Source organism: Pseudomonas sp. 09C 129 (assembly GCF_002843625.1).
Classification (GTDB): Bacteria; Pseudomonadota; Gammaproteobacteria; order Pseudomonadales; family Pseudomonadaceae; genus Aquipseudomonas; species Aquipseudomonas chlororaphis.
The window spans coordinates 6,068,441-6,089,032 of sequence record NZ_CP025261.1 but is presented as its reverse complement, the minus strand read 5'-3'; the positions used below and the strand labels follow the sequence as shown (position 1 = coordinate 6,089,032).

General features: G+C 57.7%; 6 protein-coding genes and 1 pseudogene. All 7 read left to right on the top strand.

Going from position 1 to position 20,592, the window contains the following annotated elements:
* Nucleotides 1-23: 23 nt before the first annotated feature.
* On the top strand, nucleotides 24-1,169 hold the full coding sequence (locus tag CXQ81_RS27185; protein WP_101339042.1) for a bifunctional diguanylate cyclase/phosphodiesterase: 1,146 nt from the start codon (nucleotides 24-26) through the stop codon (nucleotides 1,167-1,169).
* A gap of 1,654 nt (nucleotides 1,170-2,823) precedes the next feature.
* Nucleotides 2,824-3,323, top strand: a pseudogene (locus CXQ81_RS27175) (Tn3 family transposase); the annotation flags it as partial.
* Nucleotides 3,324-3,373: 50 nt separating this feature from the next.
* A complete protein-coding gene (locus CXQ81_RS27170) occupies nucleotides 3,374-6,202 on the top strand; it encodes an ATP-binding protein (RefSeq protein ID WP_101339041.1) in 2,829 nt (942 codons plus the stop codon).
* Nucleotides 6,190-7,371 carry an EAL domain-containing response regulator gene (locus CXQ81_RS27165; protein ID WP_101339040.1) on the top strand — a complete coding sequence of 394 codons (1,182 nt, stop codon included), beginning with the start codon at nucleotides 6,190-6,192 and terminating at the stop codon, nucleotides 7,369-7,371. The genes CXQ81_RS27170 and CXQ81_RS27165 overlap by 13 nt, the downstream gene beginning before the upstream one ends.
* A 53-nt stretch (nucleotides 7,372-7,424) precedes the next feature.
* The gene (locus CXQ81_RS27160; RefSeq protein WP_101339039.1) at nucleotides 7,425-10,643 is read left to right on the top strand and encodes a hybrid sensor histidine kinase/response regulator; all 3,219 of its coding nucleotides are present in this window, start codon (nucleotides 7,425-7,427) and stop codon (nucleotides 10,641-10,643) included.
* A gap of 58 nt (nucleotides 10,644-10,701) precedes the next feature.
* Nucleotides 10,702-11,349, top strand: a complete 648-nt coding sequence (locus CXQ81_RS27155; protein ID WP_101339038.1) for a response regulator transcription factor — start codon at nucleotides 10,702-10,704, stop codon at nucleotides 11,347-11,349.
* Between the two features lie 365 nt (nucleotides 11,350-11,714).
* A complete protein-coding gene (locus CXQ81_RS27150) occupies nucleotides 11,715-20,423 on the top strand; it encodes an Ig-like domain-containing protein (protein ID WP_101339037.1) in 8,709 nt (2,902 codons plus the stop codon).
* Nucleotides 20,424-20,592: the final 169 nt, after the last annotated feature.

Genomic DNA, 20,592 nt, shown 5'->3' with positions numbered 1-20,592 from the left:
AGCGCCTCTAGAGCGTATTCCAAATGAAAGCTGTGATGCCCTTCCCAAACAAACGTTCTATGCGTGATCTTGGTCTCATCCAGAACTCTGTTTCTAAAGAGAGCCTTGGGAGCGAGAATGTTCTCATCTCGAGTAAATACGAAACGTTGGAAAGCGAGCAAGGCGCGCAGCCTAGGTACGAAAACGATCAGGTTGGCTGGCAGGAAAACCTCGAAGGCGAGGGAATATGCAGCCAAGTTTACTTCGAGCTCTATGACTCGAAGCAGGAGCCCCCGTCGATGATGGCTCTTTTGGACGACTTCAAGGCAGCCATCTCTAAGGGAGAATTTAGGATTTATCTACAACCTCAGGTGAGGCTCACCGATAGTAAAGTCGTGGGAGCTGAAGCACTGGTGCGCTGGTTGCATCCGCGCTTTGGATTGTTAGCCCCGGGAGCTTTTTTACCAGTTATTGAAAAGAGTGGAAAAATCGGCACGCTTAGTCTCTGGTTATTGCGCGAATGCATGTTGTTGAGTTGTGCTCAAGCAGAGCCCCATAAAATCAGGATCAGCGTCAACCTGAGTGTACAGGATCTAGAGTCTCCGAACTTTCCCCAACAGGTTGAGATTTTGCTTGAGCAAACCGGAGCTCAAGCTGCAGAGCTTTGCATGGAAATTACCGAGTCTAGTGCGATGCGCAACCCGGAGCAGTGTCTGGCATCGATGTTGAGGTTACGCCAGCTAGGTTTTGCCCTGTCAATTGACGACTTTGGTACAGGCTATTCATCGCTCTCTTATCTATCAAAGATGCCTGTCGACGAGTTGAAAATCGATCGCTCGTTCATTACTCAACTGCATGACGCCAAGCAGCGGGAGATCGTTAAGGCCATCATTCAGCTAGGTCTAATTCTGAAGCTGCGACTCATTGCCGAAGGGGTGGAGGATAGTGCTGAATGTGAGCTATTGGAAAGCTTGGGCTGCCACGAGATACAGGGTTATCTCATTGCCAGTCCAATGCCGGCTCTTGATTTTTTTGTGTGGCTGAAGGCTTGTAGTGGATATTGTCGGGAACTGTTTCTATATCCCCAGGTAACAATACCATCCTGTCAAATTGATGCTACAGCCAAGCACCGCCTAGACTCCCTTTGCGAGCGATATTTCAAGGCGCTCCGCAGATGCTGCTTATTGTAATGGTCAACAGTAATTACTACGTTGTGTATTGGCTGCAATATTCCGGGTACACAGCGTCTGCATATCTGGCGATATAGGGAGCGCAAATTATCGCAAGTGGTTTTGTTGACAGTTTGCTAGATGTCAATAGTAATGCTTAAGTGGTTGCGGTTTCTAAGGAGTGCTTTCAATGGCTGCGGATGTCAACGTTGACGTGAAACGCTAGCAATACCTCCAACCTATTTCTGCCTGTGGGATGGGCTGAGCTCAGACCGAGGGCTACCAGCGCTGCCCGAACCCGCCAAAAAATCACTAGCTCGATGCCACTAGAAATCGTGACGACCCCTCCAGCCGGATTTTCATATATCTATCTTCAAAGCTAGTACACAGTAAAAGAGCGTTTCCTTGATAATGTGATTCACACTGTGCACCTCTCTGAAGAGAAGCAACGATTTCCTGATAAAGTCAATGAACGAAGTTTCGTGATATTTCTCACGACTCATGCCCTCTTTACTCGGATAGTAAGTGATGCACTGAGTAGATTCTTTATACTCGAACTTGTAGTGCGCTATAGCATTCCTGAGCTTATTATCAATAGCATCTATATCTGCGCGGTAAAACAATCATCTGCAGAGCCAATTTTATTCCCTAGGTCGACATTTGCAAATGCATTGAGATTCTCCAACTCTGCACGCGTCCCTTTTTTTGTTATTTTCAACGACGGCTCGAATAGGTCAAAATCCCCACGCTTCAGGAGATTATTCAGGCCAGCAAGCAAGGTGATCTGACGCGAAAAGACCTCGGGGCATGGAAATTTTCTCGCCAATTATAAATAGTTGTTTTTTGATCGATTGGATCCTTGCCTATTGTGAGAACACCTAAGCATGGTCAGCTTTCTTCCACACGCTGTAGTGAATGAAGAAGCTGTCGGCCAAGTGACTCTGTGGCCTCAGCCATAACTTCGCTCAAAAAGCAGAGGATCTGACGAAGGTGCCGACAGTCCAATTGATTGAGAAATGCCAGAGCCTCGCCAGTACGCTTAAAAAATGTGAAATTAAGTGTGCATCTCAATGCGGGAAATCTCTCTGAAACACCTTTGCTAGAGCGGCTTTCAGAGATAAAAAAATGTGCAGCTTCAGCCCTATCATCTGCGCCTCCTAAGGCTCAGGGAGAGAGTTGGCGTATGCACCTTGAGGAGGGACGAGAGTTCCTTCAGCTCAATGTGAGCTTGCTCGAAAGTGTCCGTGTTACGGGATAGAACCCAATCGCCATCGCTGACTATCGATTCAGTCCTCACGGTGGACGCACCAGCGTCAGACGCCCCTTCATCGGCTACACGAGAGAACTGGCCTCTCATAGTGAAGCGCGACCAGTAAGGAAAAAGAAGATGACCATGCAGACAATCGAAGAAGCAGCAACGGTTTTGGATGTGTTTTCGTCTGATCCGCGTTTTGCGTCCGTACGCAATTTTTACACAATGAACGTCGACAAAATCCGAGCGATCAAAAGCGAGTCCAAACACTTTCAGACGGGCAAAAATGAGCTGACTACATCGAGTGTGCCGGTGCTGCGTAACTCGCTTTTGCGCATGTTGCAGTTGCAACATGCCGCCCTGGTCTTTTGTGAAAACATCCCATCCGAGTTTGCGAGTCAGAAAGCCAAAATTCTCTTGGAATTCACCCGCCACTTCACCCACCTGAAGGATGGTGCCCAGGCCAAGGATCGTACGTTGCTGCTGTCGGCCATCCTCGGTGATGCCATCAACATCGGACTGACCAAAATGACCGAGTCGAGTCCGGGCATGACCTACGCCAAGCTGTCTTGGCTGCAAGCCTGGCACATTCGCGACGAAACCTATTCGGCGGCACTGGCCGAGCTAGTCAACAACCAGTTCAACCACACCTTCGCGGCCAACTGGGGAGACGGCACCACCTCATCATCCGATGGCCAGCGCTTTCGCGCAGGCGGTCGAGGCGAAAGCACTGGCACGTCAACCCGAAGTACGGCAGCGAACCGGGGCGACTGTTCTATACCCACATCTCCGATCAATACGCACCGTTCAGCACTCGCGTGGTGAATGTCGGTGTTCGGGATTCGACCTATGTGCTCGATGGGCTGCTGTATCACGAGTCAGATCTGCGGATCGAGGAGCACTACACTGATACGGCGGGCTTTTAGGGGTTTCCCTATAGGCGCTGTTTGGTGGCATCCCTAACCTTGGGTGCATGAAATACAAACAGTTTCTTCAACCACTCGACAAAGACTTTTCCTCGCCCAAGGCCGTTGGCAAGCTCCTGCTGCTTTTGGCCTGGTTACTCTTGCTCTGTCTGTTCTGCGGCCTCTGCTTCTATTGGGGGTCCAGTCTGAATAACGAGATCTCCAAGCGACGCCGAGTGATGAACGATGAGGTTTTCAGCGTTCAGGAGTCATTGTTCCAGCGCGAAGCCCTGTTGCTGCACTTCAGCCGTTCGGTTCATTTGAATTCGCCCGATGTGGAGCCTCCCTCCGAAGCATTGAAGGTTCCCCTGGGCCAGGACCAGCGCAAGAGAGTCCTGCTGGGCAACTACGATTCGCCCTGGAGCCTGACGCTTTCCGGGCGCGATATCCGCGAGCTGGAAGCGTTTCAGATGGGCCTGGTGTATGTCTCCGATAATGAAGAGCACACCATCAGCCGCATCTACGATCGCAGCTTCGATCATTACGTGCTGCCGAATAACGTGCTCAATGCGCTGGCTGCGACGACCATGACAAGCAATCAGCAGTTCATCTGGTTGAACGATCCAGGGGACCCGCTTACGCGAATCTATATCTTTCGGCGCATTTCCAATGGTCAGGATGCGGGTTGGCTGGGCCTGGAAATGGTTGGCAAAGAGCTGGCGGCGGGGCTGCTTGGTCAAGGTTCGGATGGTTATCTGTTGTTGAACAGGGCGCGCCAGCAAGTGTTGGGCAGCGAGCCGGACAAAGACCTGAGCGCCTACTTTTCCAGGGTCTGGTCCAAGGACGATTTCGGCTTTACCGGCCGCGGCCTGAACCTCGGTTATCTGTCCCTGAGCAAAAGCATCGGCGGTTCAAGGTGGATGTTGATCTATTACGTACCGTTCAAGGCGCTGCTGACGCCGCTGTGGCGGGACTCCGTGCTGGCCCTGCTGGTGTTCGGCCTGATGGCCATGGGCATTCAGCGTCTGGTGCTGCGGATCAATCGGCGGTTGGTCAACCCGGCCCTGCACCGTTTGGAAGCCTTGATCGAAAGTGAAGAGTTCAGTCGTACGGTCATCGACACGGCTCCTGTCGCTCTATGTGTGTTGCGGCGTCTTGATGGCCAGGTGGTACTGGAAAATCGTCTGTGCGTGCAATGGTTCGCAGAGGATGCACAACGCATCGGCTTGCATCAGGACTGGGTACGGCGGGCGTTCGACGATAACGCGCCCGTCTGCGAGGAGTTGGAGACTGCCAGTGGCCACCATCTGTTCCTGAGTTCGGTGCCTACCCGTTACAAGGGTGAGGACGTGCTGTTCTGCACCTTCAGCGACATCAGTGCCCGCAAGCAGATGGAGCTGGCGCTGGCTCGAGCCAAGCAGCATTCCGATGCCGCCAATGAGGCCAAAAGTATTTTTCTCGCGACCATCAGCCACGAAATCCGCACGCCGCTTTATGGGTTGCTCGGCACACTGGAGTTGCTTGGCTTGACGAAGCTCGAACCACAGCAGGCGAACTATCTGGATGCCATGCAGCGTTCAGCATCGACCTTGGGACATTTGATCAACGATGTATTGGATGTCTCCAAGATCGAAGCTGGCCAGTTGATGCTCGAGCCCGATGATTTCAACCCCTGCGAATTGGTGCAGGAGTTGATCCAGATGTTTTCCGCGGCAGCACAACGCAAGGGGCTGATCCTGCAAGCGTTCTGCGACCCGAAACTGCCGACGATGATGCGCGGCGATGTGGCACGGATCCGGCAGATTCTCGGCAATCTGCTCGGCAATGCCTTGAAGTTCACTGACTCCGGCCGCGTGGTATTGCGCGTCAGGATCGAAAGTCGCGATTGCGAGCGGTTGAACCTGCTTTGGCAAGTGACCGATACCGGCTGCGGTATTCGCGTGGAAGAACAAAGTCGTCTGTTCGAACCCTTCTATCAGGCTGGCGACCGTCAGAGCCGGGCCGGTGGTACCGGGTTGGGCTTGTCTATTTGCCAGCGTCTGGCCGAGTTGATGAATGGCGACATCCGTCTGGTCAGTGCCTACGGGCTGGGTAGCAGTTTCACCTTGTCGTTGCCGCTGGAGCTGGGTCGCCCGGAGAGCATGAGCGAGCAGGGCATTCGCCTGGCGTCGTTACCGGTTTTCGTCAGCTCTCCTCTTCAGGAGGCGGCAGAGAACGTATGCGGGTGGTTGAACCGTTGGGGGGCATCCGCGCAGGTCCTCAACAGTACCGAGTTGCAACTGCCGCCCAAGGCGACGTTGGTGGAACTGATCGTTGAGAACGATGCCGCCAGACCACTGCTATTACCCAGCAGTTCGCGGGTACGGGCTTACCTTGGGGCACCCGGGCAACCGGTACTGACGGACACTGCCTGGGAGGTCAACCTCAACAATATTCACGCTATCGGCCAGGCGGTCAGCCTGGCTCAAGGCAGCAGCCAGGCGCGTGCCGAGACCAGCACCGAACCCTTGCGCCAGTTGTTGCAACGAGTGTTAGTGATCGAAGACAACCCCATCAATCAGTTGGTGCTCAAGGAACAACTCGAAGTGCTGGGCTGTGAAGTGACCCTGGCCAGTGACGGACGCGAAGCATTGATGCAATGGGCATGCGGCACCTTCGATCTGGTGCTGACAGACATCAACATGCCCGACATGGATGGCCACCAATTGGCACGACACATGCGCCGTATCGGCTGCACCGTGCCGATCGTGGGCGCGACCGCCAACACTGACCCCGAAGAGACTGCGCGCTGTCTCGATTCGGGCATGAACCTGTGTTTGACAAAACCCGTGGATCTTCTGTCCCTGTTCAACAGCTTGAACACATTAAAGCCGGAGAAAAACGTATGTGCGCCATGAGTGTATTGATCGTCGAAGATCACCATTTTCAACGCGAATACCTGAAATCGCTGTTCAAGGCCGAGGGCGTGCATCGCATCGAGATTGCCGCTGACGGAAACGAAGCCCTGCAATGGCTGGACCAGCAAGACTTCGATCTGGTGCTCAGTGACCTGATGATGCCGGAGCTCGATGGCGTGCAGTTCATCCAGCAGCTGTCGTTGTCGAAGAAGCCGCCCCGCCTGGCGCTGATGAGCTCGTCCTCGCGACGCATGCTGGGGAGCGCCTGTACCGTGGCTGAAATGCTCGGAATCGAAGTGATCGATACGATTTCCAAACCCGCCATGCCGGCCTCGATCAGAAGCCTGATCGACAAGTGTGCGGCTCCCCGGGCGGTTCCCGAGAGCGCGCCGGCTCCGGTGTTGGTTTTCAACCGACAGCAGTTGCAGGAGGCCTTGGAACAGGGGCAGTTCAAAGCGTGGTTCCAACCGAAGAAGGCATTGAGAAGCGGCAGGATCGCTTCGGCCGAAGCGTTGGTGCGCTGGGAGCACCCGACTTTGGGCACCTTGTTGCCTGGGCAGTTTCTACCGCAGATGGTCGATGCCGGGCTGGAAGAGGCATTGTTGTTCTGCATGATCGAGCAAACCGTGGAGGCCCAGTTCAATTGGCAGAACAGTGGTTTTCGAGTTCCGGTTTCGATCAACCTGCCGACCCACTTGTTGAATGACCCGACCTTGCCCGATCGGCTTCATGAATGTGTTCTACGCTTGAACGGCATGCCGTCCAGGCTGTGTTTCGAACTGACCGAATGCAGCATGACCGAGTTGCTCAGCCACTACATCGCCGGGGTATGCCGGTTGCGGATGAAAGGTTTCGGATTGGCCCAGGATGACTTCGGACAAGGCTTCAGTTCGTTTTACAACCTGGTGAAAACGCCCTTTACCGAGTTGAAAATAGACCGTGCGCTAATAGCCAATTGCGAGCATGAAGAAAGTACTGCGGCGGCGCTCAAAAGTATTATTGCGCTGGGCCAGCATTTGGGACTTGAAGTCGTCGCAGAGGGTGTTGAGAATCACGCGCAGCTGGCGTTATTGCGCCAGTTCGAGTGTGACGCGGTACAAGGGTTCTTGATTTCCAAAGCCGTCTCGAAAGAGTCGTTTTCGGTTCTGCTACAACAAGAGGGGCGATGATGAGCCAGTCGACGCCCTAGGCTTTTCACTGGATTGCATCAGCCGGATGGTTTATGGGAAACGATAATCTGATCAAAAAGTTCGCCCGTACTTCCTTGCGGTTGAACATACTTCTGATCATAGCGATGTCGCTCGCGATTCTGTTATTCGCCATGACCTACTGGGCTGCCGAGCGTCTGGTCCAGGAGCAGTTGTACAAGATTGAGTTTCACTTCTCTCGCTTGATGGGCAACATTCATGAGCAAGAAGCGTTCTTGCAACGTATTGCTCGACACAGCGATGAAGTGACGCAAAAACGCGATCAGGCGATCATTCCATTTCAGCACCGCTTACTCAGGGAAACTCCCGACCTCTCGATTTTCGAAGGGCGCGAATTTTCTTTTGCCATGCCGTTTACCCTGGCTGTTCCCACCGAGATGGCTTCCTTGCAGGGGGTTACCGGTATTGGGCGATTTGGGGTACTGATCTCCAATTTCTATGGAGCGTATTGGAGTACCTCTTCCTATGCTGCGCCGCAAACGCTGTTACTTGATCTTGAGAGCTCGATCAGTATTGGAGTGTCGACAGCGGACGCGCTCAGGGAGTACGGAATGGCCAGCCAGAGCGATTACTTGACGCGGAGCGAGAGCCTCAAGAAGCAAATTTTGAAATTCCGTCCGGCACACCCGAGTGATGCGGTGATGTGGGCTCCAGCTGTGCATATTGATGGTGATGACTCGTCATTTATCGCTTACATGTTCACCGATACGCCGGACAACCTCTGGGTCGACAATAAATCGAAGCGGCAACTGACCATCGCTTCGTTGCTGGATGTACGTTCGATTACCGATTCTTCGCGCCTGAGTGATTGGACGGTGTTCGACACCATGGAGCTTATAACCCCTAGTGGTTTGTTGCTGACGGGCAAAATACCCGGCTTCGATGATGCCCGGGACGGATTGCATCTGACCAGTGCCGGTTTCCTGGTCAAGACCACTAGCAAAGATGGCTGGCGTGGTTATTACCACCTCGATTACCGAAGCTTTTTCCAGTACGCCAAATGGCAGTTATTGATCCTGCTGGCGGTCTGTTTGGCATTTATTGTCGTGGGTTATTTCTTGTTGCGTTGGTATGCCTGGAAAGTGGTCGTGCCGGCTCGGCGTGCCCACGACAGGGTGGTGGAGAGCGACTCGTTCAGCCGGGCGATCATTCAGAATGCGCCAGTGGCGTTGTGTGTGCTGGCACGCAAAGATCGCAAAGTGGTAATGGAAAATGAACTGGCGTTGCAATGGCTGGGGGACACGCAAACCATCAGTCAGTTGAGTCGCGCATGGCCTTCCGTTGGCGAATCAAGCAAAGCCTCCGGGCGCAAGCCTCTACCCGTCACGATTAACAACCGGCAGTTCGAGGTCAGTTTTTCACCATCACGCTATCAGGGCGAAGACGTGATGCTTTGCGCATTCAGCGATGTGAGTGCCTACAAGCTGGCGGAGCAGGCGCTGGCGCAGGCCAAGCAGTCAGCTGATGCCTCGAATGAAGCGAAAACGGTATTCCTGGCGACCATGAGTCATGAGATTCGTACACCCCTGTATGGGGTGCTCGGTACCCTGGAGCTCTTGACACTGTCGCCGCTCAATTCCCAGCAACGCTCGCAGGTGCAAACCATGCAGCGTTCCTCCTCGATTTTGCTGCAAGTGATCAGCGATATTCTGGACGTATCGAAGATCGAAGCCGGGCAGCTGGCGATCGAACACGTCGAGTTCACGCCATTGGAAATGATCGAGGATGTCCTGCAGGCCTATTCGGCTGCTGCGGGCGCCAAAGGGCTGCACCTCTATGCCTGTGTGGAAGTCGAGCTGCCGCGAAGAGTCAGGGGCGACGCCGCCAGGATTCGGCAGATACTCAACAATCTGCTCAGCAATGCGATCAAGTTCACTGATGTCGGACGGATCGCCTTGCGGGTCAAAAGCGAGCAGGTCGAGGGCGCCTGGCAGTTTCAGTGGCAGGTCACCGACACTGGCTGTGGTATCTCCAGCGAGCATCAGGCGCGTTTATTCGAGCCCTTTTATCAGGCGCATAGCCAGCAGCACACCGTCGGTGGGACTGGGCTGGGTCTGTCGATTTGCTGGCGCTTGACGCAAATGATGGGCGGCAATCTGGCGATCGTCAGCGACACAGGTCTGGGCAGCAGTTTCACATTGAGCCTGCCGCTCACGGTGGTGCCTGGTGAGCATCCGCTCCTGCCTGGATTTACCCTGAAGAACGAGGCCGTTGCAGTACGCGCTCCCATCAAGGAGTTGGCCATCAGCGTCTGTAACTGGCTGTCGCATTTCGGAGCGCTGGCGGTGACCGGTAGTGAGGTATCCGATGACCGTTATCCTGGCGCAGTGCTTGTCGATGTGATCCCGGAGCTCTTGCCGGCGCTGGAATGGAGCGGCGAGCGGGTTCGCTGCTCGGAAGAGGGGCTGGTCAAGCCGCAACGTACCGCCGATGGCTATACCGTCAGTCTGCACAGCATCAAGGGCCTGCTACGAGCAGTGGCACTGGCCCAGGGCGAGCCATTGGCTGCGAATGAAAGCGCCGAAGCGATACAGAGTTGGTGTCGGTTCAGTCTGCATGTGCTCGTCGCCGAAGATAACCCGATCAACCAGACCTTGATCAAGGAGCAGCTCCAGCAGTTGGGGTGCAGCGTTGCGCTGGCATCCAACGGCGTAGCAGCCCTGCGGCTTTGGGACCATGATGCTTTTGATGTCGTGCTGACGGACGTCAACATGCCGGAAATGAATGGCTACGAGTTGACGACGGCGCTACGTCGGTCCGACAGCCATACGCCCATTGTCGGTGTGACCGCCAATGCGATGCGCGAGGAAGAGGAGCGCTGTATCGGGGTGGGCATGAATGCTTGTGTGGTCAAGCCGATGTCATTGCAAACATTGCACAATGTGCTGTTGAAGCTCTGCGGACATTTGGATGGCGCAATACTGCCTGCGCAAGAGGCGCCGGAAGAAAAAAGTGTCATGCAAGTGTCCAGTCAATTGCGTGATGTGTTCATTCAGACGTTCAAGGAAGACCTGGACAAAACTCGTGTAGCAGTGCGGGACAAGGATGCCAAGGCAGTGGGCTCCATGTTGCATCGGATACGCGGTGGGTTGTCGGTGGTTCAGGCGCAGGATTTGCTCGATCGTTGTGTAGCCATTGAAGCGCAACTGGAGGCAGAGGGTTGGGCGGATGAAAGAAGGCGTGAAATAGAGGACGTCCTCGAGCAGATTACGCAGGAGATGGAAAAGTTATGAGTGCTACGGAGAGCGTCGGGAGCGGTTTGGTCATTTCTTTTTCAAGGGCAGTCTTGGCATGAATAAAATAAAAGTGGTGCTGGCTGATGATCACCCCATCGTATTGGCGGGGGTGAAAGAAACGATCGAGAACGATGGCCTGTATGACGTGGTGAGCGTGGCCAAGACGTCTGGCGAGTTGATGAGTGCCATTAACGAACATTCTCCGGATATCGTGATCACTGACTTCTACATGCCAGGCGATGAGCACTATGGCGATGGCATGCGCCTGATCAGCTACCTGGTGCGCCATTTCCCGCAGGTACGTTTTCTGGTGCTGACCATGCTGAACAACCGTTCGATCCTGGGGAGCCTTTACGATTGCGGAGTGTCCGGCGTGCTGCAGAAAAGCATCAACCTCGATGAAATAAATGTGGCGTTGCGCACTATCTCCAAGGGCGGCATCTACAAAGGCAACTTCACTCTTGAGCCTGACAGTGTGATGGCCTCTACCTCGTCAGTCAGTGAGCGCATCGCAAGTATTTCAATCAAGGAGGCAGAAGTGCTGCGGCTGTTTTTGGCGGGCGAGCGGCTCAAGGATATCGCTACCAGCCTGCAGCGTAGTGCAAAGACCGTCAGTACTCAGAAGACTTCGGTCATGCGCAAATTATGTGTCCACTCCGATCAGGAGCTGTTCGCATTCTGCCAGGAGCATCAGGTCGTCTGAAGGCTCTTGATTCAGCCAGTTATTCTTGCGCTCTATTGGCAGTGCTGCTGACCACCTTCGGTGGTCATGCCTCCCGCAGTGATCCCGTCGGATTCCTGCTTCTCGTATTTTTATCCCTTCCCCAATAGCTCGCGCCTCGACTCTGTTCGGATCGGCGCGTTTTAGGTTTTTCCCTAAATACCCCTCCAGGGGCGCTCCTTACCATTTGATTAATTCCAGGCACTGGCTCTGCCCATTGTGAAGCAGCCCTGAGAAAAAGCTGTTCCCGCGGGCCGGTATTGGAAGGGGGTACGACAGTACGAAACGCCATTGAGTCGCCGTTTCGCGCTGTGCAGGACTTGAATTGAATGTTTAACGGAGTGGTTATGTTACCGATCAAGATCATCGCAAAAGACACTGGGCATCCCCTGGATGTCACTGGCAGCAATCTGCTGACAATCAATCGGCCGGCGGTCATCAAGATGTTTGCGCCAGCGGAGGATATTCAGTCGGTCAGTCGCGAAGGCGAACGTCTGGTCATCAAGCTCAAGAGCGGTGAAACCATCTCCATCGATGGCTTCTTCGATGTGGTCGATGGCGTGAAGAGTGATCTGGTGTTTGAGGATCCCGCGACCGGTGAGCTGCTGCTTGCTGATTATTCGGTCCCTTGGACCGGCGTTGCCCTGGTGCCGCTTGAGTCGATCGACTCGCTGCTTGCGGTGGCTGAAGCCGACTCCATGGGCCTGCTGGCGCCCTTGCTGGGCCTGGCCGCCGTGGGCGGCGCGGTGGCGATTGCCAACCATGACAGCGGTGGCGGTGGCGGTGGCGGCGGTGGCGGTTCCGATGCAGCGAGCGCCGATCAGGGCCTGACTACGCCTTCGACGCCGAGCGTACTGTTCAACAACATGCATGGCTTGACCGGCAAATCCGATGCGGGGGCTACCGTTGCCCTTACCTTGGCTGACGGTACTGTGGTCACTACTGTGGCCGACGATACCGGGCTCTGGCATTTCAACCCCAATCCGCTGGCCGATGGCGAACAGGGTTCCCTGCAAGCCAGCCTGAATGGCGTGCAGAGCGGTTCCACCGGCACCGGTGTGACTGACGTCACGGCGCCCGCTGAGCCGGTAGTGACCCAGAACAACCAGGATGGCCTGGCCGGTACCGCCGAGCCGGGCAGTACCATTACCGTCAGTCTGGCCGATGGCAGTACCGTCATTGCGACCGTGGGGGCAGACGGTCAGTGGAATGTCACCCCGAACCCGCTGGCCCCGGGCGTTAGCGGATCGATCGTCGTCACCGATGCCGCCGGTAACTCCAGTGCGAGCGTCGACACCGGAATCATCAATTCCACGCAACCGGTACCTCCCACTGTTGACCAGAACAACGCCGATGGCCTGAGTGGCACCGGCGAGCCAGGTAGCACCGTGACCGTCGAACTGCCAGACGGCAGTACCGTAACCACTATCGTCGACGGAGACGGTAATTGGTCGTTCGTGCCGAACCCGTTGCAACCGGGTGAAGAAGGCTCGGTCACCATCACCGATCCAGATGGCAACACCAGCACTGGCGTCGACACGGGTTCCAGCGATCAGACCCCACCTGCGGCCCCGACCGTTGACCAGAACAATGGCGATGGTCTGAGCGGCACCGGCGAGCCGGGCAGTACCGTGGTCGTCGAACTGCCGGACGGCAGCACCGTAACCACTGTCGTCGACGCAGACGGCAACTGGTCGTTCGTGCCGAACCCGCTGCAACCGGGTGAAGCAGGTTCGATCACTGTCATCGACCCGGCTGGCAACGCCAGTGAAGGGGTGAACACTGGTACCAATGACCAGCCGCCATCCCCAGCTCCCGCTGACCAGAATCCTCCTGCTGCTCCCACTATTGACCAGAACAATAGCGATGGCCTGAACGGAACTGGCGAGCCGGGCAGCACCGTGGTCGTCGAACTGCCAGATGGCAGCACCGTGACCACCGTTATTGATGAAAACGGCAACTGGTCGTTCGTACCGAACCCACTGCAACCGGGTGAGGAAGGTTCGATCACCGTCATCGACCCGGCGGGCAACACCAGCGAAGCGGTGAACACCGGTTCCAGCGACCAGACCCCACCGGCGGCGCCAACCGTTGACCAGAACAACGGCGATGGCATCAGCGGTACCGGCGAGCCGGGCAGCACCGTGGTCGTCGAACTGCCAGATGGCAGCACCGTGACCACCGTTATTGATGAAAACGGCAACTGGTCGTTCGTACCGAACCCACTGCAACCGGGTGAGGAAGGTTCGATCACCGTCATCGACCCGGCTGGCAACACCAGCGAGGCAGTGAACACTGGTTCCAGCGACCAGACCCCACCGGCGGCACCGACCGTTGACCAGAACAATGGCGACGGCATCAGCGGTACCGGCGAGCCGGGTAGCACCGTGGTCGTTGAACTGCCAGATGGCAGCACCGTCACTACCGTTATCGATGAAAACGGCAACTGGTCGTTCGTGCCGAACCCACTGCAACCGGGTGAGGAAGGTTCGATCACCGTCATAGACCCGGCGGGCAACACCAGCGAAGCGGTGAACACCGGTTCCAGCGACCAGACCCCACCGGCGGCGCCGACCGTTGACCAGAACAATGGCGATGGCATCAGCGGTACCGGCGAGCCGGGCAGCACCGTGGTCGTCGAACTGCCAGATGGCAGCACCGTGACCACCGTTATTGATGAAAACGGCAACTGGTCGTTCGTACCGAACCCACTGCAACCGGGTGAGGAAGGTTCGATCACCGTCATCGACCCGGCTGGCAACACCAGCGAGGCTGTGAACACTGGTTCCAGCGACCAGACCCCACCTGCGGCACCTGCCATTGACCAGAACAATGAAGCAGGTCTGAGTGGCACTGGCGAAGCCGGCAGCACCGTAGTTGTTGAACTGCCGGACGGCAGCACCGTCACTACCGTTATCGATGAAAACGGCAACTGGTCGTTCGTGCCGAACCCGCTGCAACCGGGTGAGGCAGGTTCGATCACCGTCATCGACCCGGCTGGCAACACCAGCGAGGCAGTGAACACTGGTTCCAGCGACCAGACCCCACCGGCGGCACCGACCGTTGACCAGAACAATGGCGACGGCATCAGCGGTACCGGCGAGCCGGGTAGCACCGTGGTCGTTGAACTGCCGGATGGCAGCACAGTAACCACCATCGTCGACGAAAACGGCAACTGGTCGTTCGTGCCGAACCCGTTGCAACCGGGCGAAGCAGGCTCGATCACCGTCATCGACCCGGCGGGCAACGCCAGCGAAGCGGTGAACACCGGTTCCAGCGATCAGACCCCACCTGCGGCTCCGACCGTTGACCAGAACAATGGCGCGGACCTGAGCGGCACCGGCGAAGCCGGTGGCATTGTGACCGTTGAACTGGCCGATGGCAGCACCGTCACCACCGTTGTCAATGAAAATGGCAACTGGTCGTTCGTGCCGAACCCGCTGCAACCGGGCGAAGCAGGCTCGATCACTATCACCGATGCGGCTGGCAATATCAGCGAGGCCACTCAGACCACTCCTAGCGATCAGACCGCACCGGTCATCGAGGAAAGCTCGCTGGATCTGGTGGATAACGTCGGCACCATTACCGGCACCATCGCGCGTGGCGATGTCACCGATGATGCGCAACCAGAGTTCACCGGGTCGTTCGCTCCTGGTGACGCGGCGTTGGTCAATGTCTATGACAACGGCGTGTTGATTGGCAGTGCGGTCGTGGATGCCTCGGGCAAGTGGAGTTTCGTACCGAGCCTGCCCCTCACCGCCGGTGAGCACAGTTTCGTGGCCGAGGCGGTGGACGCTGCGGGGAATGTCAGCGCCAAGTCTTCGGCCTGGGGCTTCACCCTGGCTGGCGATGCACCGGCAGCTCCTGCCATCACCCAAGTGCTGGACGATGTAGGCACCATCACCGGCGCCTTGCAGAAAGGTGACAGCACCGACGATAACACCTTGACCATCACCGGTACCGGCGCGGCACAAACGCTGGTCACTGTGTTCGTCAACGGTGCTGTTGCCGGCTCTGTCGTGGTCGACGCCAGTGGCAACTGGAGCCTGACCACCGTAGACCTGGGTGCGGACGGGGTGAAAAACATCACCGCGCAGGCCTCCGATGCGGCCGGGCAGTTGAGCCCGATGACCGGCGAATATTCGGTCACCCTGGACACCCAGGCGCCGACTCAGCCTGTGCGGGTCGTCGCGACCGACGATCAAGGAGCACAGCTAGGTCCGATCGCCCAGAACGGCGTCACCGACGATGCCATCCCGACCTTCAGTGGCAGCGGTGCGGAGAGCGGGGCGCTGGTCAAGCTCTACGACAACGGTGTCGTCATCGGTTCGACCACGGTCGATGCCAGCGGCAACTGGAGTTACACCGCCTCTGCCGCGTTGGCCGGTGGTGCCCATGCAATCACTGCGACCCTCACGGACAAGGCGGGTAATACCAGCGTTGCCAGCGAGGCACTCAACTTCAGCGTCGAAACCGGTGAAGTGGTGGTCAGCATCGTCAAGGCCATCGACAACGTCGGCAGCATCCAGGGGGATATCGCCAGCCGCGGCCTGACCGACGACGCCACGCCGACATTGGTTGGCACGGCAACCGCTGGTGCTCTGGTCACCGTCAGCGAGGCTGGCAAGGTCCTGGGTAGTGTGACTGCCGATGCTTCCGGCAACTGGAGCATGGAGCTGCCGATACAGGCCGAAGGCTTGCACACTTATACCGCCGTAGCGCGCAATGCTGCCGGTACCGAAGGCTCGGCAGATTTCATGCTGGACATCGACCTGACTGCGCCGTCCGCACCCGTGGTATCCGGTGCGTTCGATGACGTGGGTGTGTACCAGGGGCAACTGGCGCAGAACGGTTTCACCGATGACACCACCCCGACCCTGAGCGGCAGCGGCAATGCGGGTGAAGTGGTCAAGGTCTACGACAATGGCACCTTGCTGGGCAGCGTGACGGTGTCCGCCGAGGGCGCCTGGAGCTTCACCCCATCGACGCCGCTGGCGCAGGGCGCTCACAGCCTGACCGCCACCCAGTCGGATGCGGCCGGTAACGAAAGCGTGGCCAGCGCGGCGGTCTCGTTCACTGTCGACACCACCGCGCCAACCGCCATCGTGCAGATCACGGCCATCGACCAGGACACCGACGTGCCGGGTGATTTCATCACCTCCGATACGTCGCTGACCCTGTTCGGCACGCTGTCCACGGCGCTGGGGGTCAACGAGAAGGTGCAGATCAGCCTCAACGACGGTAGCACCTGGTCCGATGTGATCGTGAGCGACCTCAACTGGCGTTACGACGATGCCCGGGTGCTGACCGATGACAGGTACAACTATCAGGTACGGGTCATCGACGCTGCCGGCAACGTCGGCTCGCAAGCCTCGCAAGCGGTGGTCATCGATACCGGTATCGGCATCGGCCTGAACATCACCGACATCACTCCGGACTCGGGTGTAGTGGGCGACTTCATCACCAGCGCCACCAGCATTGCCGTCAAAGGCACGCTGAGCCTGGAACTGCCGACCGGGGCACGGGTCCAGGTATCCAGCGATGGCGGCCTGACCTGGGCCAACGCCGCCACTACCGGCACGACCTGGATTTTCGAAGATCCGACCGTGCATGGCGATTCTGTCGTCGTCTATCAGGCCCGCGTGGTTGCGGCCGGCGGCACAGTGGTGGGCACCGCCAGCCAGGAAGTCACGTTCGACACCACGGCGCCCGCGGCTTCCGCGCTGATCGAGTCGATCACCGAAGACCGCGGCGCCAGTCCGAGCGACTTCATCACCAACGACAATCGCCTGGTGATCAACGGTTCCTTGAGCGATGCCGCCGAGGCCACCGATCGGGTCGAAGTCAGTCTCAACGGTGGCAACACCTGGGAAATGGCTGCTTTCGAGAACGGCAAGTGGAGCCTGGACATGACCGACCGCGTGTTGGCCGATGGCACCTACATCGTCCAGGCCCGGGTGGTGGATGCGGCGGGCAACCGTGGCACCATCAGCAGCCAGGTCCTGACCATCGACACGGTCGGCCTCAGCGCCAACGGCATGACCTCGACCTTCGTGATCTCCACCGATACCGCCGCCGGCGTCAGCAACGGCCACAGCACCGCCGAAAGCGCGACCAACAGCGACATGATCACCCGTGACACCACGGTCACCGTGTCTGGCACGCTGAACGTCTCGCTGCAAGCGACGCAGAACCTGCAAGTCTCGTTCGATAACGGCCAGAGCTGGGTCACCGTGCTGTCCTCCAGCGGTTCGCTGTGGACGTACACGCTGCCTGAGTTCGCCCAGAGCCAGACGCTGAACGTGAAAATGCAACTGGTCGACACCGCCGGTAACGTCGCCACGGGCACCGTCTTCAACGATTACACCGTGGTCGTGGATCTGGATGCACCGGAACCCGTCACTGTCGCTCCGGTCGTGGCCGAGGCCGTTGCCACTGGCGTGGCGCTGTCGTTCGCCAGCGATGTGCATGGCCGCGTCGAAGCCGGCGCGCTCATTGCGCTGGTCGAAGACAGCAACAAGGACGGTGTCTACAGCGAAGGGCTCGACAAGATCCTCGGCTATGCCACGGCGGATGCGCAGGGCGATTGGAAAATCGACGCAGCGCTGACCAAAGGCAATCACTCGATCGGCTTCGTTGTCTGGGATGCCGCCGGCAACCGCTCCAGTCTCAGCGATCTGGCGCAGGTCACGGCCAGTGACGCCAGCGCCGCCGGCAGCCGCGTGCTGCAGACGACCTGGGGCGGAACCGCCAGCGGTGCGCAGCAGGGTTTGAACGCCGCCGCGGTAACGGTCAACGAAGACGGTACCTGGTCGTTCTTCCAGAGCTCGATGTCGCAGAGCGGTGTAGCGGCTAACGCCGGGTATGTCTATAGCGGCACCGATAACCAGAATTACACGGCCACTTACCTGGCGGAGCCCACTGGTGTCTCGGAGCACTGGGAAGGGGGTGTAATCAGCCAGGCGGTCTTTGCGGACTACAACCGCGATGGCTTGCAGGATGTCATGAGCCAGACCAGCAGCAGTACCCGCAATACCGCACTGTGGACCCAAAACAGCGACGGTACTTATACGGGTACATCGCTGGCTCTGGGCTGGGGTGGTGTTTGGGGGGTTGCTGCAAATGGTGCTGAAACCCACGTGGGTGGTGTGGTGGCTTACGATGCTCAGGGTGACGGTTACCTGGATTTTGCATTTGCGGGTTCTACCGACACTGACCCATACGTCAAGGTCAGCAACGACAAAGGGACGCTGAGCTACTCGACGGAGAACGGCGCTCGTTTTGCTCATGAACTCAGCGCGGTCGACGTCAATAACAACGGCACCGTGGATCTGGCCGGTCATTCGGCCCATGACTGGACCAAAGGGTTGTCGGTCCAGTTGGGCAATGCCGATGGCAGTCTTGCCTCCACCTATAACCAGGACGGGGTATTCCGCCGCGACAGCACTGTCGACAATAGCAACCTGCCGATCTCCATGACCTGGGCGGACTTCAACGGTGACGGTTACCTGGACCTGTTCATCAGCCGCAGCCTGGGCGATGACCGTGAGACTGATACCGACGAAAGCCGTATCTACCTCAACCTCGGCAACGATGCCAACGGTAACTGGCTGGGGATGGCCCAGAACGAGCAGTCGCTGAAGTTTGGCGACAGCATGGATGGCGGTGCTTCGTTCGCCGTGGACTGGAACCATGACGGTCAGATGGACGTCATCGAAGTGCCACGGCGCAATGCGTCGAACAGCGCTGCCCAGACCGCCTCGCCGACGGTATACCTGAACCAGGGCAACGACGCTTGGAACGGTACCGGGCAGTCGCTGACCGGTATCACCCAGTACGACAACATCACCGGTGCAACGGCGGTGGACTATGACTGGGACGGCGCGGTCGACCTGATCATGTACCGCGCTGGCAGCACCAGTGCCGGCCTGGACGCCAACTCCGCCACGTCGATTCTGGTCAGGAACGAAAACGTGGTTGCCGACGGCACCAGCCTGCACATCCGTATCCTGGACAAGAACGGCCTGAACGTGTTCTACGGCAACACCGTCAAGCTGTACAACTCGGCGGGGGACCTGGTTGCGACTCAAGTCATCAACCCGCAGTCCTCGGCGTCGAGCAACAGCCAGGGGCTGGTGAACTTCTACGGCCTGGATGCCAGCGAGACTTATTCGGTGCAACTGCTGCGCACCGAGAACAGTGTTATCAACCATGTGGGGGCCTCGACCTATCAGCAAAACTATGCCAACGGCACGGTGAACCTGAACTGGGGCGGGCTGACGACCGGCGCGGCGCACGATGCCTATGTGCTGACGGCGGAGTCGACCGCGGCGGTCAACGACACTGTCGGTGCATCGGGCCTGGTGGGGACCGGCTACAACGACACCTTCTTCGGTTCCGAAGGCAACGACACCATCACCGGTGGCGGGGGCTGGAACACCGCCATGGACGGTACCCAGACCTGGAGCGCGACGCAGGGCATGGACGTGGTCGACTACAGTCGCGCCACCCTGGCCATGCAGATCAACCTGGAGTCGGGCGTGGCGATCGGCATGGGGACGGACACCCTGATCAGCATCGAAGGCATCGTCGGCAGTGCGTTCGCCGACACCATCACCGACAGTTCGGCCAACAACCGGATCGAAGGCGGCGCCGGCAACGATGTGATCTACCTCACCAATGGCGGCAATGACACGCTGCTGTACAAGGTGCTGGACGCCAACAACGCCACCGGCGGCAATGGTAGCGACAAGGTCTACAGCTTCCATGTCGGTAACGTGCTCACCGACGGCAATGCCGACGTCATCGATATCAGCGAACTGCTGGGCTACAAAGGCACGGCAGGGCTGTATCAGGACCAGGGCGTGACCAAGCTGGACAACGCCTCTAACGGGTTGCTGGACTACCTGAAGGTGGACGTCGTGGGCAACGACACGGTGATCAGCGTTGACCGTGATGGTACCGGGGCCGAGTTTGGCTTCAGCTCCATCGCGACATTGGTCGACGTCAAGACCGACCTGTTGACCCTGCTGCAAAACCACCAGTTGGTGGTGTGATGTAAAGTCCACCTGCGCTCGATGGACCGGGCGCGGGCGGATGGCTTCGAGAAAAAATAGCTTCGAGAAAAACGCAGACGTGAGTCTGCGTTTTTTTTGCCCCGAGAGCGGAGGGGGGCGTTCCCGGGTGAGCCCAGCGGCTCGCCGATCGGGCCGTTTTCGCTTTAGG